This is a genomic window from Bacillus sp. MMSF_3353, assembly GCF_030733445.1.
Classification (GTDB): Bacteria; Bacillota; Bacilli; order Bacillales; family Bacillaceae_G; genus Bacillus_A; species Bacillus_A wiedmannii.
Genome location: NZ_JASHJA010000039.1, coordinates 1 through 24,691 on the forward strand (window position 1 = coordinate 1; position 24,691 = coordinate 24,691).

General features: G+C 33.0%; 16 protein-coding genes and 7 pseudogenes. 4 read left to right on the forward strand and 19 right to left on the reverse strand.

The genetic code is table 11. From position 1 onward, the window contains the following. From RBB48_RS29000 to RBB48_RS29010, 3 genes and pseudogenes are all read left to right on the forward strand, one after another. The coding region (locus RBB48_RS29000) for a sensor histidine kinase (RefSeq protein ID WP_306008597.1) at nt 1-1,424 on the forward strand (1,424 nt) is incomplete at its 5' end. 709 nt (nt 1,425-2,133) lie between these two features. Then, nucleotides 2,134-3,189, forward strand: a complete 1,056-nt coding sequence (locus RBB48_RS29005; RefSeq protein ID WP_306008598.1) for an alpha/beta hydrolase — start codon at nt 2,134-2,136, stop codon at nt 3,187-3,189. Between the two features lie 234 nt (nt 3,190-3,423). Next, nucleotides 3,424-4,850, forward strand: a pseudogene (locus RBB48_RS29010) (IS4 family transposase). 250 nt (nt 4,851-5,100) lie between these two features. Here RBB48_RS29010 and RBB48_RS31800 read toward each other — a convergent pair. From RBB48_RS31800 to RBB48_RS29095, 17 genes and pseudogenes are all read right to left on the reverse strand, one after another. Next, nucleotides 5,101-5,331 (reverse strand): annotated as a pseudogene (locus RBB48_RS31800) (multidrug resistance efflux transporter family protein); the annotation flags it as partial. A gap of 382 nt (nt 5,332-5,713) precedes the next feature. Beyond that, nucleotides 5,714-6,295, reverse strand: coding sequence for a lipoprotein BA_5634 family protein (locus RBB48_RS29020; protein WP_306008599.1), 582 nt, complete (start codon nt 6,293-6,295; stop codon nt 5,714-5,716). Nucleotides 6,296-6,405: 110 nt separating this feature from the next. Further along, a complete protein-coding gene (locus RBB48_RS29025; RefSeq protein WP_306008600.1) occupies nt 6,406-8,247 on the reverse strand; it encodes an FtsX-like permease family protein in 1,842 nt (613 codons plus the stop codon). Nucleotides 8,248-8,263: 16 nt separating this feature from the next. Further along, nucleotides 8,264-9,025, reverse strand: a complete 762-nt coding sequence (locus tag RBB48_RS29030) for an ABC transporter ATP-binding protein (protein ID WP_306008601.1) — start codon at nt 9,023-9,025, stop codon at nt 8,264-8,266. A gap of 267 nt (nt 9,026-9,292) precedes the next feature. Next, nucleotides 9,293-9,463 (reverse strand): annotated as a pseudogene (locus tag RBB48_RS29035) (IS4 family transposase); the annotation flags it as partial. Between the two features lie 75 nt (nt 9,464-9,538). Then, nucleotides 9,539-10,249, reverse strand: coding sequence for a TraX family protein (locus RBB48_RS29040; RefSeq protein WP_306008602.1), 711 nt, complete (start codon nt 10,247-10,249; stop codon nt 9,539-9,541). A gap of 222 nt (nt 10,250-10,471) precedes the next feature. Further along, nucleotides 10,472-12,325, reverse strand: coding sequence for an FtsX-like permease family protein (locus RBB48_RS29045; RefSeq protein ID WP_306008603.1), 1,854 nt, complete (start codon nt 12,323-12,325; stop codon nt 10,472-10,474). Further along, the gene (locus tag RBB48_RS29050) at nt 12,315-13,076 is read right to left on the reverse strand and encodes an ABC transporter ATP-binding protein (protein ID WP_306008604.1); all 762 of its coding nucleotides are present in this window, start codon (nt 13,074-13,076) and stop codon (nt 12,315-12,317) included. The genes RBB48_RS29045 and RBB48_RS29050 overlap by 11 nt, the downstream gene beginning before the upstream one ends. 115 nt (nt 13,077-13,191) lie before the next feature. After that, a pseudogene (locus RBB48_RS29055) lies at nt 13,192-13,557 on the reverse strand (ATP-binding protein); the annotation flags it as partial. 46 nt (nt 13,558-13,603) lie between these two features. After that, nucleotides 13,604-14,782, reverse strand: a complete 1,179-nt coding sequence (locus tag RBB48_RS29060) for an FtsW/RodA/SpoVE family cell cycle protein (protein ID WP_306008606.1) — start codon at nt 14,780-14,782, stop codon at nt 13,604-13,606. Between the two features lie 185 nt (nt 14,783-14,967). Beyond that, nucleotides 14,968-15,126, reverse strand: a pseudogene (locus tag RBB48_RS31805) (bacitracin ABC transporter ATP-binding protein); the annotation flags it as partial. Nucleotides 15,127-15,241: 115 nt separating this feature from the next. Further along, on the reverse strand, nt 15,242-16,237 hold the full coding sequence (locus tag RBB48_RS29070; RefSeq protein ID WP_306008608.1) for a sensor histidine kinase: 996 nt from the start codon (nt 16,235-16,237) through the stop codon (nt 15,242-15,244). Then, a complete protein-coding gene (locus RBB48_RS29075) occupies nt 16,234-16,926 on the reverse strand; it encodes a response regulator transcription factor (protein ID WP_306008615.1) in 693 nt (230 codons plus the stop codon). The genes RBB48_RS29070 and RBB48_RS29075 overlap by 4 nt, the downstream gene beginning before the upstream one ends. Before the next feature lie 814 nt (nt 16,927-17,740). Continuing rightward, a pseudogene (locus RBB48_RS29080) lies at nt 17,741-18,886 on the reverse strand (M56 family metallopeptidase); the annotation flags it as partial. A gap of 2 nt (nt 18,887-18,888) precedes the next feature. After that, a complete protein-coding gene (locus RBB48_RS29085) occupies nt 18,889-19,287 on the reverse strand; it encodes a BlaI/MecI/CopY family transcriptional regulator (protein ID WP_306008609.1) in 399 nt (132 codons plus the stop codon). A 222-nt stretch (nt 19,288-19,509) separates the two neighbouring features. Beyond that, nucleotides 19,510-19,749, reverse strand: a complete 240-nt coding sequence (locus tag RBB48_RS29090; protein ID WP_306008610.1) for a transposase — start codon at nt 19,747-19,749, stop codon at nt 19,510-19,512. Between the two features lie 277 nt (nt 19,750-20,026). Then, entirely contained in the window at nt 20,027-22,234 is a 2,208-nt protein-coding gene (locus tag RBB48_RS29095) for an MMPL family transporter (RefSeq protein WP_371878405.1), read from the reverse strand. A 275-nt stretch (nt 22,235-22,509) separates the two neighbouring features. On the opposite strand from RBB48_RS29095, the gene RBB48_RS29100 reads away from it, so the two are divergent. Next, nucleotides 22,510-23,058, forward strand: coding sequence for a TetR/AcrR family transcriptional regulator (locus RBB48_RS29100; protein WP_306008612.1), 549 nt, complete (start codon nt 22,510-22,512; stop codon nt 23,056-23,058). A 357-nt stretch (nt 23,059-23,415) separates the two neighbouring features. Here the strand turns inward: RBB48_RS29100 and RBB48_RS29105 are convergent, their stop codons facing one another. Together RBB48_RS29105 and RBB48_RS29110 are read right to left on the reverse strand one after the other, a co-directional pair. Further along, nucleotides 23,416-24,255, reverse strand: a complete 840-nt coding sequence (locus tag RBB48_RS29105; RefSeq protein WP_306008613.1) for a peptidylprolyl isomerase — start codon at nt 24,253-24,255, stop codon at nt 23,416-23,418. Nucleotides 24,256-24,333: 78 nt separating this feature from the next. Further along, nucleotides 24,334-24,591 (reverse strand): annotated as a pseudogene (locus RBB48_RS29110) (BlaI/MecI/CopY family transcriptional regulator); the annotation flags it as partial. Nucleotides 24,592-24,691: the final 100 nt, after the last annotated feature.

The window sequence follows — 24,691 nt, forward strand, 5'->3', positions numbered from 1 at the left end:
CTACATCCCTCATTTTGTTAGCCTTTGCAACCTTAATTTATGTAACTTTATACTTCTTTCTCCCTAAATTTTATGAGCAATACAAAACAGATCAGCTTCAAACGGGAATCGAAGAAATAATTGATAAATCTAAAGATCTTACGTTTCAAAATGCAATACCACTTGTTGATGAATACGCACAAAAAAATAATGCAGTGATCTATCTTCAAAATAATGAGGGAAGGCTTATTTATTCTCCTACTATTACTATTCTTCAAAGCACTATTCAAGGAAGTGCGATTCAAAGAGGTGATACTCAGGCAACAGGTTATGTTAAAACAGTACCAGCAAGGAGTTTAGATAATCATGGTAATTCATATGAGGTTAGCAAGCCAATACAATTCCAAGATATTAACTTAACGCTTGTGGTGTTCGCAACATTTCAACCGATCGATGAAGCTTCACAGGTCTTGGTACGTTTTCTACCCTATATTAGTATCATTGTACTGGTTATCGGTTTAGGAAGTGCTTATCTCTATTCAAGGTTTATTACTAAACCACTTATTTATATTAATGAAGGTGCACAAAAGATGGCAAACTTGGATTTCTCCGAAAAAATTGAGGTTCGTTCTATGGATGAATTAGGGGAATTGTCCAATAGCTTGAATGATATGTCCATAAATTTACAACAGGCAATTTTTGATTTACAAAAAGCGAATCAGCAATTGAAAAGTGATATTGAAAAAGAAAGAGAAATAGAAACAAAGCGAAGGGAATTCTTTGCCATTGTAGCACATGAATTAAAAACTCCTCTTACTGTTATGAAAGGTTACTTAGAAGGGATGATATATAATATCGGCCCTTATCAAAATCGTGACCAATATTTAAAGAAAAACCATCAAATAATTGGAAATATGGAACAGCTGGTTCGCGAAATTTTAAGCACGTCAAAACTAGAACAACATACCTTTAAACCACAAGTAGAAGAAGTAAATCTTTCGAAGTTAATAGGTACAATCACAAAAGACCTCGAATTTTTTGCTTCTCAAAAAGGCATTCAAATAATAAAAGAATTCGATTCTGACATTTTTGTTTATACGGATTGTGTTCTTTTAGAAAAAGCTTGTAAAAACATTATTCATAATGCGATTATGTATTCACCACTTAACGAAAAGGTCTATATTAAGTTAAACCAAGAATCTGAGCAAAACCATATCGAAATGCAGATCATTAATACAGGTGTCGAAATTAAAGAAGAGAATATACAACACATATTCGAACCCTTTTATCGAATCGAAAAGTCAAGAAATCGAAATACTGGAGGGAGTGGCTTAGGATTATATATTGTAAAACAAATTTTCGAATCCCTTTCTATCACGTATTCTATGAATAATACCAAACAAGGCGTACAATTTTTAGTTACCATTCCATTATCCAGCAAATAAACAACAAAAGAGTCTCAATCTCATTTCATCCTATAAAAATGAGATTGAGATTTTTCATATTATGTTGGGTATGGGGGGCTACCCCACATCGCCATCAAGCTAAGAAATGCAAATACCCCCAAAAAGAAAAAATGAGTTAAATACCCATAGATAACCATCTTACAATTATTCACATTCTTATTTTATTATATGGAAAAATAAGGATTAAATGTTTGGAGGAGGATTCGGGTTGGTTAAAAACTGACCTTTACAAATGGTTATTTTAATACTAGGTGTAAGTTCTTCTACATTAAGTACGAACGGATACTTTTCTCCAGTTATTGAATGGTCTTTAATGATTATAAGTATTATTATAATCATTACTGCAGTATAGGTTGATCACTTGTATATCAACCTCAGTATGTTTCCTTTTTCGACTAAACTAGTTAATAGAAACTCCTCTGTTATTCAATTAAATATAAAAATAGGGTGTTTTGATCAATTTGTTTCAAAACATGCTTTTTCTATTTGTTCTTTTATCAAGCTTTATTAAGTTAATTTAGTAAAACTTTATTCCAAGGCTACAATTAGACCATTTAATTGAATAAGTTTTTGAATTAAGATTCAGTTTAGAGGTGATATAATTAAATAAACAAGATTGTCCATGAAATTCATATTAAAAATAACCGGTTATGCTCAGACCGAAGACATGGATACAGGAGGTTAACCAATGACACAAGTACAAATACACAACCAACGAATAGAAAAAAAGCGCAAATTCAAATTAATGAAGCTTACAGGGATTGCTGTTTTGATGATTGCTCTAATCACGGCTGCCTTCACCATTTGGGCACCTCAGCCGAGCATTTGGGTGCTCCAAATGCTTACCAGCAAAAATAACCCTGAAAATTTTGGCTCCCATCCATCCGATTTGCCCGCTCTTATGAAACAAACTCGGGTTCTCTCTGACATCTCATATCCATCCAAGTACCAAGAAAATAAATTGGACCTTTACCTCCCTCAAACCAATTCGAAGCCACTGCCTGTGATCATCTTTATCCACGGTGGAGGCTTTATTAGTGGAGACAAGTATATGCCTGCCGATTATTCAAGGGCACTAGCCTTGGAAGGCTTTGCTGTAGTATCCATGAATTACGAGTTAGCGCCAGGAGCCACTTTGTTTGATCAGACGAAACAAGTCGGCGAGGTATTGTCTTATTTGCAACAGTTAGCTCAAAAATATCCCTTGGACCCATCGCAGGTGATCTTGGCTGGTTCCTCAGCGGGAGCTTTCTTGGCCGGGGAGTTTGCCCTGATCCAAACCAATTCCGAATATGCAAATCTCATGGGAGTTCCGCAATCCGTATCTACGAATACAATCAAGGGCTTATTACTATATAGCGCTCCCTTTGATATTACAGCATTTCAGCATAGTGATCTAAAGCCCCTGCAACAATTCATGATCAAACGTATGGGCTGGGGCATTTTGGGTGATAAGAACTGGATGGACAATCCGAAGTTTGATGTCTTAAATCTGTCAAAGTACATCACTAAAGACTTCCCTCCTGCATTTGTAACCGACGGCAATACGAATTCATTTGAAACACAAGCCAGGACTTTCGTCGCTGCACTTAAAGAAAAAGACGTTCCAGTTACTTCTTTGTTTTTCGACCCCAACGAGATAAAAGCGGGTCACGGCTATCAGTTTGGTATGGCCTCTCCCGCCAGTATACTTAGTCTGAAGCAGACAAAGGCGTTTCTGAAGGAAATCACTTCCTCTAACTAATCTTTGAGGTATTTGCCCGATCAATCTTTTTTCAAAATGGAGCTGCTCTTTTTTTTGCTAAACAAGAATTGAAAGGAGCCTTTTAATCAAACTTTATTCTACAACTACAACCTTCAAATAAAATAATTATATTTGAGGTAACACCACATCGCCATCGAGTTAAAAATATATATCCACAAAACGAAAAAATACGCTATTCTTTCTGTAGATTCATAGGAAAGGGTGGCGTTTTTTATGTCTGTTTCTGTGTTTGATGAATTACAACTATTTGCTCAAGAGATTCAACGTTTTTTATCTCCAAATACCTTACGGGATCTTGCTAGAGATGTTGGTTTTGTACAACGAACTAGTAAGTATCAAGCAAAAGATTTAGTAGCTTTATTTGTATGGGTGAGCCAAAATGTACCTATGACTTCTTTAATTCAATTATCTAGCTGTTTAGAAGCATCAACAGAAGTACTCATCAGTCCTGAGGGACTGAATCAACGGTTTAATAAGGCAGCCGTCCAACTTTTACAACACCTACTAGCCGAACTACTAAGCAAAAAATTGGCCGCATCTATGCCGATTTCTTCTCCATACATTTCTGTTTTCAAGCGTATTCGTATTTTAGATTCAACTGCATTTCAACTCCCCGATGTATTTTCATCGGTTTATCCAGGTGCAGGAGGATGTAGCCATACTGCTGGGATAAAAATTCAACTTGAGTATGATTTGTTAAGCGGACAGTTCCTACATATTCATACAGGTCCAGGTAAACAACATGATAGTACTTACGGCTCTCTGTGTGCCCCAACTGTGACGGCAAATGATTTATGTATCCGAGATTTAGGTTATTTTCATTTAAAAGACCTTCAATATATACAAGATAAAGAGGCCTACTATATCTCTCGTATCAAGTCGAATACACGTATGTATCAAAAAATCCTAACCCTGATTATTTTCAAGATGGAAGAATTAAGAAAGGTACAGAGTATATACAGTTAGATATGGAGATGTTACTGAACTCTCTTCAACCAGGACAAACATGTGAAATAGCTGATGCTTATGTAGGAATGATTGATAAAGTGCCAGCTCGTGTAATTGTTCATCGATTAACAAAACAACAGCAACAAAAACGATTACAAGATCAAGCTGTAAGAGAAAAAAAGAAAGGAATGAAGTATTCTTCTCGTAGTAAACGACTCAGTGGTATCAATGTATATATGACAAACAACCCTACAGATATTGTCCCGATGGGACAGGTACATGACTGGTATTCTTTGCGTTGGCAAATCGAAATTTTATTTAAAACGTGGAAGTCATTCTTTCAAATTCATCATTGTAAAAAGATAAAACCAGAACGATTGGAGTGCCATTTATATGGTCAGTTGATTGCCATTCTACTCTGTTCTTCTATCATGTTTCAAATGCGCCAATTGCTCCTCATGAAGAAAAAACGAGAGCTTAGTGAGTATAAAGCCATATATATGATTAAAGACTATTTTCTTCTTCTATTCCAAACTATACAAAAAAACACCCAAGAGCTATCAAAGGTGTTACTTCGTCTGTTCAATCTCCTACAGCAAAACGGGCGGAAATCTCATCGATATGAGAAAAAAACGGTCTTTGATATATTAGGTGTCGTTTACAATTCCATGTCTGATAATCAAGCCGCTTAATTCAAAAAAGTGAAACCCATTAGGGTTTATTTCGTATGCAAATCTTTCAATCACCTACACTTGCCCCTTAGAAAAAAGAAACAATCTCGCCTAAAATTGACTTTGCATAAGCTTAGCTTGATAGCGATGGGGTAACACCAACAAAACGAGAATTTCTTACGCTAAAAAACGATGTTTCTATATATATGGGACATCGGATTTTATTCATATCCTTTCACTTAGTTATTAAATTTTTGACATAAACTTAGAATGGAGCATAAAATAGACCAAAATCTACAAATCTCCATAAAAACCATGCTCTTAAATCCTCTCTTATAACTTGTAATAATACTTTTAGTTTTTTTCTACTCATAACAAGAAATAAAAGGAATGGAAATATGAAAATAGACCTTAATGAGGCACTCCATATCCAGCTACCACCTAATAATTCCATTGCTCGATTCAATATAAATGTGAACTCAAAGAAGAATGCAGTACATATGCCTAAAAAATAGGGCGCAAATTTCTCAACTCAATCTGTCTCTTAAGTTAGTAATTCCCCGAGGATTAATCAGTTTTATCCTACAATATGTGCTGTTGTTTCTTTATCTTTATTTTTGCACGCCTCTATAATTTACTGATGTTGTTCTACTGATTTTAAACCAGTTATAGAAGTGAACTGAGAAATTTTGAGGTGTTGATCCGTTTTTTGAGCAATATAGAATTTTAACTTTATGTGCATTAGGATATTTCTGGTGGTTAACTTAAAACCGATGGTGTTGCCCCTAAATAGAGCATGAAACACACCTTTGCGACATTAGTAGATAATTCATGAGTAAAGAGAAAAGCTTTGTGAATTTCACAAAGCTTTTTTAACGTATGACTTATTTTTTGATGTTAACAAGTTGTACTTCTTCTACCTTGTTTTTAGTATCTTGCATTTCATTTTTAGGGTCTTTATCAAACTCTAATACACCTACAGATTTTTCTTCTCCTTTTACTTTGTTATATGCAACATCATCTACGATTGCAAACATATCTGCATAAAAGCGACCATCACCGATGATTGTGTTACCTTCGTATTTTAATTTAACACCGTCAATTGTCATGTTTTCTACTTTTTCTTTCGTAAATAATACACCTTGATCCGCTGTTACAGCTGGTAATTTATCAATTGCTTTTATATTATCATCTTTTTCTACTTTCTTAAGTAACTCTTTTTTCACTAGTTCTTCACCAGTTTTTTTATCCATAACAAGTACTTTCTTGTTTTCTAATGTTGCAAGTTTCATTTTATACACATCTTTTTCTTTTACATCATTTTTCTTCTGATCTGCTAATTGTTGAACTTGTTGTTCTGTTCCGTATACTACAAAACCATTTGATTTCTTTCCTGATAAAGAACAACCTGATAATGTTCCGAATGAAATTGCTGCTACTAATCCGATTCCTACTAATTTTTTCATTTTTTCTCGTCTCCTTTTATATACGTAATAGTAAATACAATGTGTTTGCTAAGACTAAAATATATACTGCTATATTTTTAGTTTAGCAATGCAAGAGTGGTTTTTAGTTCTCAGTCTTCTTTTGAAAGGACAATTCCTTTATATAATTGCACTGTAATGAAATAGTAAGTTGCGTAAATGACTACGAAAATGGCAATTGGAAACCAAATTTTGAAATATGGATCAGCCAATATGAACGAGAAGATATTCATACCAACTAATACATGTGCAATCCCAACAATTGCTGGAAATAAGAATACTAAGAATAACTCTTTATAAATTGATCTTGTTAATAATTCACGGCGAACACCAATTTTACGTAGCATTTGATAACGTGTAATATCGCTTGATGCACCGGATAGAATTTTAAACATTAAACAACTTGCCATCATTGCTAAGAAAGCAATTCCGAGGAAGAAGCCCATGAAGACTGTTCCACTGGCCAAACCATAGCTCATTTCATAAGTTTGATATTTACTATGCATCATTTCAGCGTTTACATTTTTATATTTAGCTTGCTGCAACTTGTCGATTTTTTTCCATTCTTTCTTGTATGTTAAAAAATCATCTGTTTTCCCAATAACTACAGCGCCCTCTGCTCCTTTTAAACCAACATACATTTTTTGATCGACAATTTTAATTGTATGATTAGGATGTACATACAATGGTTCAAGCGAATGGAAAGCAATATCCCATTCTTGTGGAATTACATTATCAGACTTTTCTTGGCTGAATCTTGAAATCGCTCCTACTGGTAATTCTTCAGAAGCTTTTTTCACTTTTCTTTCTTTAATACTATTAAAATCCATTATAAACGGAGGATTTTTCTCTAAATCTTCTTTTAGATAATAAACGTATTTATCATCAGTCTTATAACGGTATTCACCTTTCTCTTTAAATGTAATACCATCTAAAATCTTCTTTTCTTCAGCTGTTGGGTTGTGAATCGTAACATCATAAATTGAAATATCATCTACAGCCTGCATAGCGTTATTTTTGAAGGCCATACCACCAGATATTGCCCCAGCTCCCAGCGCAACTAGCATTGCTACAGTTGCTAGCACTTTTGTTAAGCTATTAATACGAAAGTTTAACTGTGCAAATGTAAAGGCATTCAGTCCTTTTTCAGTACGATGTTTATTACTTTTTAATTTCTTAATGAAAAGTGGTAAGAACGTTACAAATAACATATAAGTTCCTGATGTTACTGTAATTAACGCGATTATGATTCCTATTTCTCTTAAATTTTCCATGTAAATCATAGAAGCATAACCGATTGCTAATAAAATAATACTCATGACAGCAAAGAAAACAGTTTTCGAACCTTTCACAGAAACACGGTCTGTTTTTGAATCAGCATGAACAAGTTGCAGAACTGTAATACGTGATAATTTAATACTATTCACAACTGCTGATAGTACAAATAATACAAAGAAGAAAATACAAGTAATAATTGTAGATGGAACATAAAATGCATGGTATCCAGGTGCTACAAAATCAAGTTGCTGCATCAGTAATTTACCAATTAACTGTGCAAGCCCTATACCAACAGCAACCCCGACTACAAGTGATGCCACACCTAATACAATTGTCTCAATAAACATAAGTAGTGTCACTTTATGTTTTTTTGCTCCCAACATCATATACATACCAAATTCTTTTTGACGAAGTGACAATAAGAAAGAATTTGCATATAAGATATAGAAGAATGTGATAATTGCTAATAAAACTGAACCCGCATGGAAGACAAATCCAATTGACTTAATAATAGAATTCGCTTCAATGAATGCTTTATTTAATGCTAAGGTTTGAAACATATAAAAGATTGAAATGGACATAATCAGGCCAACTAATAAGACAATGTAATCTTTTAGTTTACTTTTTAGCCCTGACATGGAAAGTTTGAACAACACATTACAACTTCCTTTCTTATGCTTTGTTTGTACCTAAATCAGCAAGTACATTTAAAATTTCTTTATAGAACATTTCACGATTTGTTGTGCAGTGAAGTTCTTTATACAGCACTCCATCTTGAATAAATAAAATACGTTGACAGTAACTCGCACTAAATGGATCATGGGTAACCATCATAATTGAAACATCCTGTTCTTCATTTAAACTCCTCATTGCTTCCAGAAGACTGGTTGCGTTTTTAGAATCTAGCGCCCCAGTTGGCTCATCGCCTAAAATAATCGCTGGCTCATGAACAAGTGCACGCGCTGCGGCAGAACGTTGCTTTTGTCCACCAGACACTTCCGCAGGATACTTCTGAAGTAATGCGGAAATTCCTAACATTTCCGCTACTTTTTCGACTTTCAGTCCAATCTTTCGTGAAGGGATACCTTGTAGTGAAAGCGGTAATGCAATATTTTCGTAGATTGATAAGTTTTCTAACAGGTTAAAATCTTGAAAGATAAATCCGAGCTTTTGTGAGCGGAAATCTGAAAGTTCACTCTGCTTCATTTTTGTAATATTATTTCCATCAATTTCAATTGTGCCATCCGTCGCGTTATCTAATGTAGAAATGACATTTAATAACGTTGTTTTCCCTGATCCAGATGGTCCCATGATCCCAACAAATTCACCTTTTCTGATTGAGAATGAAACACCTTTTAATGCGTATGATTGATTTTCACCTTTTTTACCATATACTTTCTTAATATCTTTTACGTCTACAACAGGTTTTTGCATATTCATATACCTCCTATACTTGTTTTTCCTTTTCTTATTTTGCGCCTTTTCGACATAAACTAACATCTGTGAATGTTACAAACACCTTACATTTTTGTAATATAAAAAAATATCGCTTATATCATGTGAATAAAACGCGATTGTGTAAATAGCTGTCTTATTTAATATAGAACAAGACTAAATATATTCAGACGAAGGCAATATAAGTAAAATGGGTAGTAGTGACAGGTTTATTATTATAAATCGCTAAGCAACTTTTTAGAAAATCCTCCCATTTAATAAATCGTATTCTAGTTGAATATTTACACCAGCATTTTGACCACTACCAGCTGAACATTGGTATGTAGAAACAAATTTATTCGGAACCTGAAAATGTGTAGGGACCAACACACAAATAAGCCGAAGATAGCTTGTATATAAAGTTGTGTTCTTGCTAGACAAGCTATTGTTGAAGTAATGGTATGATACTAGAATAAAAGAGAAAGCTTTGCATACTATGCAAAGCTTTTATCTTTATTTACTCATGAAATATCCAATTGTATAGATAATCCATAAGTGAACTGGATAGAAAATATAAAACATATATTTTGTGAATGCATTATTTAAACCACGCTCTCTGTTGTATAAGAAGAAAAATGGTAATGCAAATACCATCATCCATTGGTTATTGTAACCGAATAGTCCCATATCCGTGAAAATTTCTCCACTCATAATTAAAGCTGGAACTTCCATTAATGAAAGTAAAGTATATGTGATAATTAACCAGAATTTTTTCTCTCTAAAGAAGTAGAAAATTAAAGTCATTCCTACTCCCATCAAGCTCGCTTCTGTAAGCAATCCTAACACTGCCGCAATAATAGAGGCTGGAATTCCTATTAAATATTTCTTAGTACGCTTGGTATAATCAATCACACATAATAAAACTATTCCAAACCCAAGTGACAAGAAAATATTATTTCCTAGTACATTTTCTCTTGGGAATATATACTGAATTAACGCTGATCCTGCAAACATAATCGCTGCCCACATAAATACACGCGTAGCATACTTTGTACGATTTCTTGTATAGAAGAATCCTTCCACTACAAAATAGAAGAAAATGGGTGATACAATACGTCCTGGATGATGCATCCACATTGGCATATCAGGAATGTAAGTATATACATGATCAATGACCATTAAGATCATTGCAAAAATCTTTAATTGAAAAGCATTTAACCTCATAAAATATAAATCCTCCACTTTACATATTACTCAGATACTTTTAATCTTTTGAAAACGCCATTTTGTTTTCTTACATACTCAATATACTTTCATAAAAAAGTATTAATTGTTTATCCAAGAGGTTCTTTTATAAAAAATAGAACCTCTCGAATAGTATAACTTTGGGTAAACTTACTATATTATATTTAGATTAAGTAGCTGGAGTATTAAACACATGTACTATTAATTCATTAGTTTTTTCACATAACTCCGTCGAATAATGAAAAAGCTTATAACAAATAGCACTAAAAATACCCCTACACCTATAACTGTGACTCCATAAAATACTGATGAAAAATGGCTACGCATTCCAAGCAGTATTCCACATAAAAGTATAGATGCGAATGCAAACGGGATAAAAATTAAAGTTGCTAACTCCTTGGTCACAACAGTGATTAATTCTTTTCTAGAAAAACCAATTTTACGGATTCCTGCATATTTTTCTTTTTCTTCTTCAAATGACGTTTGAAGATAGAAGTAAAGTATACTCATTGCCGCACTCAAAAAGATAATGCTTAGCATAAAGCCAATAAAGAATAGAAGGCTTGCTGTAGTTTTTTCAGTTTCGTACATATAAATTTTAGAAGATATCCGTCGCTCAGTCGGTATTGGTGAAATTTTTGAAAGAATTGTTTCAGCCAGTTCAAGTTTTTCTGTCCAATGTTCAACTTCATAAGCAAATACCTTTAATTCAGGATAATTAATTGTTTCATAAACCACATCTGGGACGATATAGTATGCTCTTTGGGACCCTGACATTAAAATATTTTGTTTCTCAAGACCCACATATTTAAGCCTTTCAAATGGAAACGGGTAGTCATGAATAAGCTCAGTACTTGGAAGCTCATAGTTATTTCCAGCTGCAACATAGTACTCATCATCCTTTAGTGAGATTTCCTTATGAAAGCCGAGTGCATTATAATTTGAAACTGACATAAACCCGATATTTCGTTGTGTATCTGTCTTAAATGAGGAATAATACGCATCATAACTACCTTGTTTAGATAATGTATATTCAATAAATGTAATATCTTCTTTTTCAACTTCTTTTTTATTTTCTGGAAGTGAGGTATATTGAAAACTATAAGGCTGTTTGGATTCTGCTTCCCCTTTTACACTATAAAAGGAGCTGTACAATACGCTTGTACATACAAATACCCCTAATAACAATACTGTTAATAAATAGATAAGATTAGCATGTGAACGACCTTTGGATTTGAGATTCGAAGCATAAAGCATATTTGTTTTTTTCAAGTATGACGGTTGTTTTTGTAATGTATGAATCGCTAACAACGTTCCTTGCGTAATAATAAAGTAAATGGCTAATAGTGAGCTAACAAACAATCCAATGTAATAGATCATTCCATATGATTCACTCCAATTCATTTCTAACAGGGCTGAGAGTATAAAGAATCCACTGGTAATTACGGATAGTAACAACTTCCATGGCGCAGGCGCTATTAACTTTTCCTGTGTTACATCTGCTTTTAGCAAATGTATCGCTTCTTCTTTGTTAATAAAGCGTGTGGTAAATTTCGAAACGATAAAGAACAAAATTATAAATAAGATTATTGTTAATAGAATAGATTGTATTGGAAAATACATACCGAAGCTATCAGCTTGTAACACTCTTTTAGTAACCATTAAAAATAAAGGGGCAATTATAAGTCCTAATAGGATTGCTGTTATAATAGCCACACCAGCAATAAGCATATTTTCTCTGAACACCATCTTACGCACTTGCTTCATAGATGCTCCAGTAATCATAAAAATACCAAGACTTTTCGTTTTCTTTTTCAAAAACGAAAACATCGAATAAATGATGAAAACGAATGAAAAAATATACACAATAAAGCTCGTTAATATCATTACAAGACTAAGTGTGCTTTCTTTTTGAATGATCTCCAGCATTGGATGAAATGATACAATTGAAAATAAGAAAAATATCAAAATGGAAAATACACTGCTCAAAAAGTAAGAAATGTATGTCCATTTATCTCGCAAGATGTTTTGAAGAACTATGTGATTAAAACTCATGCTGTCCACCACCTAAAAATGTAAGTGTATCCATAATCTCCTGATAAAACTCCTTTTTATTATCGCCTCGATGCACTTCATTATAAAGGATACCGTCTTTTATGAAGATTACACGGTGGGCAAAACTTGCAACATAGGCGTCATGGGTCACCATTAAAATAGCTGTGTTAAAAGTCTTATTAATCGATTCGAATAACGTCATAACATCATTTACCGCTTTAGAATCTAGGTTTCCAGTCGGTTCATCAGCTAATAATAATCCAGGTTCATGAATAACAGCTCGTGCAATAGCCACACGTTGTTTTTGTCCTCCGGAAATTTCAAATGTACGCTTCTTTAATATTCCTTTAATGCCTAAGAAAGTTGTAACTTTCTCTAAACGCTTACTCATTTCAGCAGCTTGTACAGAATCGAGTGTCAACGGTAATAAAATATTTTCCTCTACTGTTAAAGTATGAACAAGATTAAAATCTTGAAAGACAAACCCTAATTCTGTCCGACGAAACTTTGCTAGTTCAGTATCATTTAATTCATAAGGGTTTTTTGAATTAATTGTAACTAATCCCTCAGTTGGAGGGTCGATTGTGGATATACAGTTAAGGAATGTTGTTTTTCCGCTACCAGAAGGACCCATTACGGCAACAAACTCATTCTTTTCTAAATGAAAATCAATTCCTTTTAATGCTTTATAAATAATTTCACCTGTATAATCCTTTTGAAGATTCTTTACATTCAAGATTGTGTTTGACATGATTATTTCACTCCTTTGTATCTTTCAGTATTTTAGTATAAATATGCTTGTTGCTTCTTAACATCTCTCAATGTGACAGCAAGATGACAAAATTGTCACATTCAAAACGGCTACCTTATTTGGTAGCCGCTTCTATACTTTGTGATAAATTTATTGTAAATATTGTTTCATTATTTTTAGAATGTAGATGGTATGGATGATTTAATGTAGTAAGGATACTTTTTACTAAATAAAAACCGATGCCAGTTGCTTCCCCCTTTGTACGTCCTTTCGTGCCTGTATAGAATAATTCAAAAAATAATTTAGTTGAACGACTATAAGTTAGTAATTGATTTAAAGAAAAATTCAGCTTATCACATTCAATTTTTACTTTTTGCCATTCAACAATTGAATTTGGTTCCTTCCACTGATTGGATTGTATAAGTAATTGAATAACAGAAAGTGGCGTTTTCATTTGATGAACTGCATGAGATATTCTGATTCCAATTAGAAGTATTCCCTCTAGTACCTTCAACCTCTCTATGAAATTAACTAACTGAGAACATGTACTTTTTATACGTTTTTCGTACAGACAATATAATCCCCATCATCATCATATTTGAGAACAAAGAGCTTCCCCCATATGATAAAAATGGAAGAGAGATCCCTTTTACAGGCATTAATCCAACAATCATACCAACATTCCAAAAAATTTGAAGAGTTAACACCCCAATTATTCCCGCGCATAATAATGTTCCAAATAGATTATCTGCTGAATATCCAATGATAATTATACGATACAAAAGAAAAAGGAACACAAATACAACAAAAGCTGCAATTAAAAATCCACCTTCTTCAGCAATTGTAGCAAAAATAAAATCTGTATGCTTTTCTGGGATATAAACGTTTCCGTATCCAAATCCTTTCCCGTTCATTCCCCCGCTACCTACCGCCAAAATAGATTGTTGAGCTTGGTACCCTTGGTCTGTGTGTTCAAAGGGATCTAGCCATCCTAAAATTCGTGATTGTTGGTGTGGCTTTAATAGCGTAACTAACTTATTAAAAAAAATATCTGGGTATCTCACATATATAAATATTAACATTGATAATACAGTCGCAGGAATAAAAGTACACAGTGCAATTAATTTCTTTTGAATACCTGACATAAACAAAATACTTGCGATTCCTGCCGCATACAGGAAGACCATTCCCGTATCAGGCTGACTATATACAAATAATGCTGGTGGAATCGATACCAAAATGATCTTACCTATTAAAAGTAAATCAGTTTGAAATGTTCGCACCATATACTTTTCATTATGCTTCACTGCCAAACTCGCAACTAAAATAAGCAATGCAATTTTAAAAAACTCCGATGGCTGAATTGCTCCAAGAACCGGAACCTTGAACCATCTTTTTGCCCCTAATATTTCAGGCGTTAAAGCTTTAAATGGTGAAATTTTAAGTATGATGATTGAGGCAAACCCAACAATATAGAATGGCCAAGCAAATTTTTGAAGCTGATCTAAATCAATGCTTGCAACAAGTAGTAATAACACAACACCTATTATATAGTTAATCCCTTGTTTCATCGCAAAGTTTTGATTACCATATTGTCCAGTTTGCTGACTACTATATATAGCAGTGATACTCGTTATAAATAATACACACAAAATTAAAATTAATTTTACATCTAAAGATTTTAGAAAATCGGTACTTCTCTTCATGACATCCTCCGGAAACATTGTCGCAGCAAAACAAAAAAGTAGTCACCAATATTTTTCATATGTTGATGATCGATTGCACATTAACTCCCTTTAATCCCCAAAAAGATTGTAAATTTCTCTAAGTGATTATACATTTTCTTAACGTTTACAGAGTCGAGCATTAAGGCAATAAAATATTTTCCTCTACAGTTACGGAATGTTGTTTTACCACTACCAGAAGGATACATTACTGCAACAAACTCCTTTCTGTCTAAATGAAAATCAATACCTTTTAATGCTTTATAAATAATTTCACCTGCATACTCCTTTTGAAGATCCTTTACCTCTAAGATTGTGTTTGACATCAGTAAGTCACTCCTTTGTATCCTCCAATATTTGATTATAAATAAGCTCTTTGTCTCTTAACATCTCTCAACGTGACAGCAAGATGACAAAATTGTCACATTCAAAACGGCTACCTTATTTGGTAGCCGTTTCTATACTTTGTGATAAATCTATTGTAAATGTTGTTTCATTATTTTTAGAATGTAGATGGTATGGATGATTTAATGTAGTAAGGATACTTTTTACTAAATAAAGACCGATGCCAGTTGCTTCCCCCTTTGTGCGTCCTTTCGTGCCTGTGTAAAACAGTTCAAAAACACGTTTTATTTCACTTTCAGGTATCGTTTCTCCTTTGTTTTTAATGACTAACTGACCATTTTCATAATGGATTATAATAGTAGAGCGTTTTTCTCCATATTTAACAGCGTTACTTAATAACTGGTAAACCACAACCTTTAACCATTTACGATCTGAATAAAGCAATATATGCTCTGGTATATTGCTTTTAGGAAAAATTTCTTCCTCAATAAAATAATCCCTTAAATCGTTAATAACTTCCTGTACGATATGTTTTAATGAAATTGGTTCTATTTTCAAATCTGCTAATAATTTAGTAGAGCGACTATACGTTAGTAACTGATTTAAAGAGAAGTTCAGTTTATCACATTCAACTTTTACTTTTTGCCATTCTGCAAGAGAACTTGGTTCCTTAAACTGATTGGATTGTATAAGTAGTTGAATGACAGAAAGTGGTGTTTTCATTTGATGAACTGCATGAGAAATCATTAATTGCTGATTATGTAAAGAACTCTTATACTCCTCTTCTTTTGATAGAAATAAGGATTGAATATATTGTAATTGAGTTGCGTATGCTCTCTCGTATGGAGCGACTGGCTGATAAATCATGAAACTATCCGTATGGATGTTCTTGTTCCCAATATGTGCATACATTTTTTTACGACGTAAATAACGACAAAAAAGTAATACGATTAATAAGGAGAAGGCTAGAAATATAAAATAGGTATAATGATTTTCAAAGTCATCTAATCGATGAATAACAATCGGCAAGCTAATAAACGTAATGATATACAGGATAATAAAGCTCATATGGTCTTTTAAAAATAACTTCATTTGATTTTCTCCGTTAATTGATAGCCAATTCCTCGAATAGTTATAATTTCTAAAGTAGAATGAATGGCTTCTAATTTCTTTCGTAGTCTTGCAATATTTACTGTTAAGGTATTTTCCTCGACAAATTCTTCCTCATCCCAAATGGCTGTAAGTAATTGCTGTCTTGTTACAACATTAGGATATGCTTCAAAGAACATTGTACATAGATGGAATTCTTTTATTGTTAATAGCTCCTCCTGATTAGGTGTGCATAATCGTACAGTGTCCAAGTTTAAAATTGTATTTCCTATTTTGAGAGCTTTCTCCTGTACATTCCTTGCATACTCGCCATATATACGACGAATTTGTCCATTAATTTTTGCAAGTACCACTCCTAATAAAAAAGGTTTTGTAATAAAGTCATCAGCCCCATTTTCAATGCCATATACTTGATCTGCCTCACTCATACGAGCAGAGAGAATTACAATAGGACAATTCGATATTTGTCTTATTTTACGTGACCAATAATAGCCATCAAAGGCAGGAAGGTTAACATCCATTATGACAAGATGGGGTTGAAAATCTTGAAAGACTTCTAATACCTTTTGAAAATCTTCTACAATGAGACAATGATATCCATATTTTTCGAGATGTTCTTTTAGTGTATCTGCTATATTCATTTCATCTTCAACAATCAATAATTTATACATTTCATCCTCCGATTTATTTATTAACTTTATCACATACCTTAATTTTAAAGCATCATTACTTTTGGTCAAAATAAGCCCCCTCCTTATACCATTTACAAGAATAATCTTTGCATCAAAACTAAAGATTGGTATCTTTTCTAAAAGAATCATTTTCAACTCGTTCAGAGTAAATAGGTGCTTTGTTGAATACTTATAAAAAAACTAATGCAATTAGTGTCTGGAATACTGTCTATTTAAATGTAGCAATAAACGTTTTATAGGGGCCTGCCGCATTGCTATCAAGTTAAAATTTTATAGTACCCCCAGTACGAAATTTTGTTCTAATTTGTAACAAAAAAGCTCACTTTTTTATTTTGGGGTATTTCTGACTTCTTAGGTTGATGGATCATTATAGATTATTTATCTTAATGGCTCATAAAAAATGTTTTAAACTAATGAAAATAATTATAAATTGAAAAGATATTTTCTGTGTCGTATGAAATTTTAAAAAATCCTTTCAGGAAACCTGAAAGGATTTTTCATTTACATAAGTAGGATTATTGGATTAGTAATTGTTATTTATTTTTTTATAATGGATTATTGTTCCTCTTCCTGCTTCAATAAACCCTTCATTATTCGGCCCCTCTTCTATGATTTTTTGAAGTTTTCTATCTATAACAACAGAGGTGGCTCCATTGACTCTTTCAGGAGGCCTTTCTTTTATCTCAAGCTGATACTTTACATTGGAGGCTATTACCTCTCCATCATTATAATTGAGAGTAATATCTGCAATAGGATCTTGAGTAATTTTATACGTTGCAGATTTTCCAATACTTTGTTCTTTTGTAATTTGTTTTGGTTCTTCTCCATGTGCATTTAGTAAAGTTAGTACTGAAATAGCAGCTATTGTAACAAATCCAATTGCAGACCAACGATAAGATTTCTTTTGGAATTTTTTAATCATAAGAATTCTCCGTTTCAAAGTTTTTTTATTTCTACTTAAGTTCGCTAAGCTGGGCACCTGATAATAACCTGAATAGTGTTCTAAAAGGCTAATAATGGTATGACCATATGCAAGTTGTTCCTTTGCATCTATATATATAAGAGCTAATGCATCACACGCCAGTTCCTGATCTTCACGCATGCATGAATAAGCATACCAAAGAAACGGGTTAAACCAATTTAAAATCAATAAGCCATGCATAAGCCAATTCACACCAACATCTCTTCGCTTGATATGAGCCAATTCATGATAAAAAATGTAACGTAACTGTTGCTCATCTAATATTTCCGTATGTGCACTTGACAATAACACCTTTGGTTGAATGAATCCAAACACAGTAGGACTTGAAATCTTCCCAGCTAAAAGTAGTGGGATATCTCGTTTAACGGACATAGATTTTTTACAGTCCTCAAAGATTTCGACAACTCTTTGATCTATAATAATAGGTTGTTTTTTTAAATAGAGTAATAAACGTCTATTCATAATGAGAGTAGTAAAGCTCAATATGATAACTCCAGCAAGCCAAATATATAAAATGATAGTATAAATTGAAAACCCCTTATTATTTTGCTTTCCATTATTCTGTTTTTGTTTCTTACTTTCCTCAGCTATTTGTGATGAACCAGATGCATAGGTATTCTCCTTTGTGGTAACCTTTTTATCGCCTCTATCTGTCTTCGCTTGTATATGTTCTTTTGGAAGAGAAACAATTATAGGATCTTGATGAAAGCTAACTGAAGTTCCCGTACTGTAAGAAAGGATAGAATAGATACTATAAGAACTATTCGGTGACCATGGCAATAAAAGCCTTACAATTAATATCAACCATAGCATGTACTGCCAACGTGGGGTCAGCTTGTTCCTTAGCAGGATTTTAACACATAAGATTAAACCAACTACTATACTTGCCATGATAGATGTTTCTATTACCCAGTCAAAAAATCGAGGTAGATAGACATTTACAAACATATCTATCATTACTATTTATCCTTCCTTTGATTTTCCTCAGTCTTTTCATCCAGAATGCGTTTGAGTTCATTAATATCTTCTGAAGAAAGTTTTTCTTCTTTTAAGAAATTCACAAGTAAAGGCTTAAATGCTGCACCACAAAACCGTTTGAGCAGGGATTTTGTTTCTACTTGTAGATAATTATCTTGTGATACTAAAGGATAATATGCATACATACACCCTTTTTCTTGATGATAAGAAACAGCTTCTTTTTGAACTAATCGATTAATAAGCGTTCGAATCGTTTTTGGTTTCCAATCCATTGTTACCTCTAACTCTTCAATCACTTCATTCGCTGTTTGAGGAGATTTTGACCAAAGAACTTTCATAATTTCCAATTCAGCTTCCGATATTTTAGGTAATTCTTTCATTGTATAAACCTCCTTGATTACATTTGTAATCCCTAAATACATATTACAAACGTAATCCTTGATTGTCAATCATATATTGTATACATACGTTTTCATGTAACTTAAGAAAATAATCCCAAAATCTATGGAATTACTTTATTCTTTCTGTAGAATCATAAGAAAGAATAGCGTAGTTTTTCATTTTAAGGGGTATTTTGTTATCTTAAGTTAATGGGCATGCATTTAGTTATTGGGAACCCACATAGATTTTGTCATTCCTTTACCAGTATCATTTAATTCTCTATGATTATTATATTTTTTAATCCATTTTCTCAAAAGCGCAGTACTGGGTATATTGTATTTTTGGATAATCTTGATTAACGAATAGTGTCCTGATAGATAATCATTGATGGCTGCTAACTTTATCTCTTTTGAATAACATTTCCAAGAAAGTGCTTCTTCTAAGCCATCTATACTATTCACTTCATACTTTCTCTTACAATCTCTAATCGCCCAGGATTAACATAAAATTTAGTAGTAATGTAAACTATTGATTGATGACTATCTTCATAAAGGGCTAAAATCGCCAATATTTCATTCGAGCCATAAAAAACACTCCCCTTAGTTAAACAGATTTTTATTTATTATCTGTCTACCTAATGAGGAGCATATCAATCTTTTTCAAAATGGATTCTTTTTATTTTCCTTAATATGTTGGTTCAAACAATATTTTCTATCAAACTTTAACTCATAGCTACATTTATCCAACCTTTTTATCTTTACCTTCTGATTTATGCAGTATAGATTCCCCTTCAACATCTATATTTGGGAGAATCTTATCTAGCCATTTTGGCATATACCAAGCTGCTTTCCCCATCAATGTCATAACGGCCGGAACAATAGTCAACCTAACCACAAAAGCATCAAATATAACTCCAAATGCTAAACTCATACCTATAGCCTTTACCATTGGGTCTGGCATAAGCATAAAGCCAAAAAATACAGCTATCATGATCAACCCTGCTGCAGCTACAACTTTTCCACTGTCTCTTATCCCTGCAAGTATAGCTTCCTTTGGATTGCCTGTATGCGTGTAAACTTCTCGCATACGACTTGCAAGAAACACTTCATAGTCCATTGCTAATCCAAAAAGAATACCAATTGTAAGGATTGGCAAGAAGGCAAGAATTGGACTAGAAGAAGGGAAACCAAATAAATCAAGAAGATTTCCATCTTGAATAACATACACAACAAATCCTATTGTTGCAGCTAATGAAAGCAAGAAGCCTAACACTGCTTTTAAAGGAAGCAATATAGATCTAAATACGAGTACTAATAGAACGTATGCTAATCCGACTACAAGCACAGCAAATATAGGTAATGCTTGATTTAGCTTTTCCGTCATATCTATATTGACTGCCGTTGTACCAGTAACTAATAGTTCAATGCCATTTTCCTTTTTCGTTGTATCCGATTTTTCTCGAATATGCTTCACGAGATCTTTTGTTTCTATGTCATTTGGTCCCGTTTTTGGGGTCACAGTGATAATATAAACTTCACCTGAAGAATTAGGGAAAGCTGGCGTTACACTCTTAACAGTCTTTAATTCACTAATTTCTTTTGTAAATTCCGCTACTTCTTTTTGTATCTCTTGTGGATCTCGTTTTTTACTATCTACTTTTGCTGCCACAACTAAAGTAGAGTGAACACCTTCTCCATATGCTTCTGTCATAAGATCATATGCTTTTCTTTCCGTGGCATCTTTTGACATGGTATCCCCGTCATCTGGTAGCCCTAGGTTCATATGGAAAAAGGGAATACTAATGACAGCAAGTAATGCAATTGCCACTAAAGAAATAACTAATGGATGTTTTGTGACAAATTCCCCCCATTTATTCGAAGATACTTTCCCTTCTTTTGCACCTGTAATTTTTTTCAGGAATTTATTTCTTTTAGAAGGATGAAATCTATGCCCTATCATGCCTAGTATGGCTGGAAGTACAATGATGGAAACCAGTACAGCACATAATACACTAATAGATGCTGCTACTCCCATCATGGTCAAAAAAGGAATCTGCATGACAGATAATCCAAGAAGCCCAATTATTACAGTGATACCAGCAAAAACAACGGCGCTTCCTGCAGTACCAGTTGCTATAGCAATAGACTCTTTGACGGTATGCCCTTCGCCAAGTTGTTGTCTAAATCGAGTTATAATAAATAAAGCATAATCAATTCCAACGGCTATTCCTAACATGGTAGACAAGGAAAGCGAAACATTCTGAAATTCAATGTAATTGGAACCTATCGTTACCCCAAGCATCCCAATGCCTAATCCTATAATAGCAGTAATAATAGGCATCCCAGCTGCTAGGAAAGATGCGAAAGTAATTGCCAAAATCAGAAAGGCAATAAGTATTCCAATAACCTCTGATTCTCCATGAGATTCAGATACAGTGAATTTCACATCACCGGTTAACTCCGTTTGAATTCCCTTGTCACGAGTTTGTTCAATTTTGTTTAATACATTCTTTTTAGATGATTCTTTTATATCTTTAGCATCATTTTTATAATTTACAACAGCATAACCCATGGTTTTATCTTCGGTTAAATTTTTAAGTTGAACAGGGGTTGCAACTGATTCAACATTCGAATCATCTTTTTGAATATTAGACAAAGTATCCGTAATCACTTTATTTATCTGTTCCGAATCTAATGTCTGATCTTCTGGAGCTTTAAAAATTATTTTAACTTGGGCACCAGTACTTTGAGATTCAGGGAATTCCTCTTTTAGTAACTTACTTGCTTTATCAGCTGGTGTGCCTGGAATCGTTAACTCATCATTGAAAGAGGAACCTAAACTTCCAGCTAGTACTCCCAATATGACTAAAATTCCTAGGGTACTAAAAACAACACTCTTTCCGTGTTTTGCTGCCCAATTACCTAATTTGTAAAGATACTTTGCTATTTTAATCTCCTCCAACTACGTTATTTATAATAGTAAGTACATGGCTTCAGATGATCTTTTTTGTATTCTTATGTACTATTTAAATTTTATTCCTACAAGAAAAATGAATTTTTGTACACATTGACAGTAATCAAATTTCTTTTATAGAATAAGCATAGTCATCATCGAAACATTTGTATTAACATTAGTACTTACATTTGTAAGTATAGTGGTAGAATTTTTTCTTTCAAGCACTTTTAGTTAAATAAGGGCTAAAACTAACAAAATGAAGGGATGTGTTAGTTCTGAGAAAATCACGTCAAGATGGGATGCTTTCCCAACAATACATTACAGAAGCTTTGGGTCAGCTACTACAAGAAAAAAATTTGGATGATATAACCATTACAGATCTTTGTAAAAAAGCTGGAGTTGCAAGGGTGACATTCTACAAGCACTACCACACCATTTACGATGTTATCAATGCGTCTATGCAAAAAGGCATTGATAAATTTTTAAAAGAAATCACTGATTTGGACCCTCAAGATAGTCTTCAACTTTTTATAGAAAACTTAATTACTGCTATGGCCAATAATCGTGTTCTAATAAAAAAACTAATAGATTCCAATATGTCTGGTCTTTTTCTTGATTATGTTAATTCCGCAATAAAATCTATATTTGAAACAGACAATCCAATGAGTAATCACATGAACAGAGCTCAAGTATTATTTTTTGCTGGTGGATTATTTAACGTCTTGATTGATTGGATCAAAAGGTCGTCAAGGGAATCTCCACAATCTTTAGCCCAAAAAATATATGAGATGCTCCCAATACAAAAAGAAATATAGAAACTCTTCTTTTTGTATTAATCTACCCCATCGCCATCAAGCTAAGAAAGCAAATACCTCGGAACGAAAAAAGCTGAATGATTATAAATAGTTTTAAAGAGATAAAAAATTCCTTTTAGGGGATACTTCATAACTTTAGGTTGATAACGCTCTGGCGAGACACCTTATGCAACTTAAATATGACAATGATATAGTTAGTTTTTATACAAATAAATAATTAAGATATAAGATGTTATAATAAAAATGAAATAAACACTCCTACTTATTTTTAAGGCAAGTAAGTAGATTTTATTTCATTAGTTTAAAGCTATGTACAAAAAAAATAACCCGTACGGGTTATTTTTTTTGTACATAGCTTTATTTTTCAAATTCTTTAAAAGTATCTTTTAAATCTTTATCTGTTATTTTTATATCTGCTTTCTTGAATAAATCTTTAAAGAATTGTTGTTGCCATTGTTGATCTTGTGAACGCTTCTGTTCCAATTCCTTACGAATATTATCTTTTTCTTGATCAAAAGGTTTTAACTCTTTTTTCTCTGTTAATTTAATAATATGGTAACCATAAGAAGATTTTATTGGATCACTTACTTGTCCAGCTTCTAATTTATAAGCAGCTTCTTCAAATTTAGAATCCATTTCACCTGGACCAAACTCAGGTAATTCTCCACCTTTTTCTTTTGAACCAGGATCTTCTGAATATTGTTTTGCTAATGCTGCAAAATCTTCTCCATTATTTAATTTTTCTTTTATTTCTTTCGCCGTTTTTTCATCTTTTACTAAAATATGACTTGCCTTTAATTTTGGTTTATAGTAATCTTTCATTTCTTTTTCCGTAACTGAAGCTTTAACAGCTTTTTCAAAGGCTATTTGCGTTTTTATGTTTGTTTTAAGATCATCTTCATCTTTAGCACCAAGTTGTGTTAAATCGGTTTTAAAATTATCGCCCATTTGTTTTTTTAATTCTTCAACTTTTTTCTTTGCTTCATCATCTGAAACTTTATATTTATCTAGTAAAATCTTGTCTAACATTACTTGTTGTAAAACAGGTTTTCCTGCAATCTCTCTTAACTCTTTATTAAATTCTTCTTGTGTCAAATTTCCTGATTTCGATGTAGCAAGATTGTCTGAATTACCACATGCAGATAATAATAAAATACTGCTCATTGCAGCACCTATAAAAATATGTCGTTTATTCAATGTTTTATACCTCATTCTATAAATTGATTTGTAGTCTCGTATATTTTATTTCCTTAATAAAATAAAATTTTTATAAGAAATAGATTTTGTTTCTACTTGTAGATAATTATCTTGTGATACTAAAGGATAATATGCATACATACACCCTTTTTCTTGATGATAAGAAACAGCTTCTTTTTGAACTAATCGATTAATAAGCGTTCGAATCGTTTTTGGTTTCCAATCCATTGTTACCTCTAACTCTTCAATCACTTCATTCGCTGTTTGAGGAGATTTTGACCAAAGAACTTTCATAATTTTCAATTCAGCTTCCGATATTTTAGGTAATTCTTTCATTGTATAAACCTCCTTGATTACACTTGTAATCCCTAAATACATATTACAAACGTAATCCTTGATTGTCAATCATATATTGTATACATACGTTTTCATGTAA

Coding starts and splice junctions, on each gene's coding strand:
- RBB48_RS29040 (WP_306008602.1), bottom strand. CDS start 10,249: ATGAGGTTAAATGCTTTTCAATTAAAGATTTTTGCAATGATCTTAATG.
- RBB48_RS29075 (WP_306008615.1), bottom strand. CDS start 16,926: ATGTATAAATTATTGATTGTTGAAGATGAAATGAATATAGCAGATACA.
- RBB48_RS29045 (WP_306008603.1), bottom strand. CDS start 12,325: ATGAGTTTTAATCACATAGTTCTTCAAAACATCTTGCGAGATAAATGG.
- RBB48_RS29060 (WP_306008606.1), bottom strand. CDS start 14,782: ATGAAGAGAAGTACCGATTTTCTAAAATCTTTAGATGTAAAATTAATT.
- RBB48_RS29030 (WP_306008601.1), bottom strand. CDS start 9,025: ATGCAAAAACCTGTTGTAGACGTAAAAGATATTAAGAAAGTATATGGT.
- RBB48_RS29005 (WP_306008598.1), top strand. CDS start 2,134: ATGACACAAGTACAAATACACAACCAACGAATAGAAAAAAAGCGCAAA.
- RBB48_RS29020 (WP_306008599.1), bottom strand. CDS start 6,295: ATGAAAAAATTAGTAGGAATCGGATTAGTAGCAGCAATTTCATTCGGA.
- RBB48_RS29070 (WP_306008608.1), bottom strand. CDS start 16,237: ATGAAGTTATTTTTAAAAGACCATATGAGCTTTATTATCCTGTATATC.
- RBB48_RS29050 (WP_306008604.1), bottom strand. CDS start 13,076: ATGTCAAACACAATCTTGAATGTAAAGAATCTTCAAAAGGATTATACA.
- RBB48_RS29085 (WP_306008609.1), bottom strand. CDS start 19,287: ATGAAAGAATTACCTAAAATATCGGAAGCTGAATTGGAAATTATGAAA.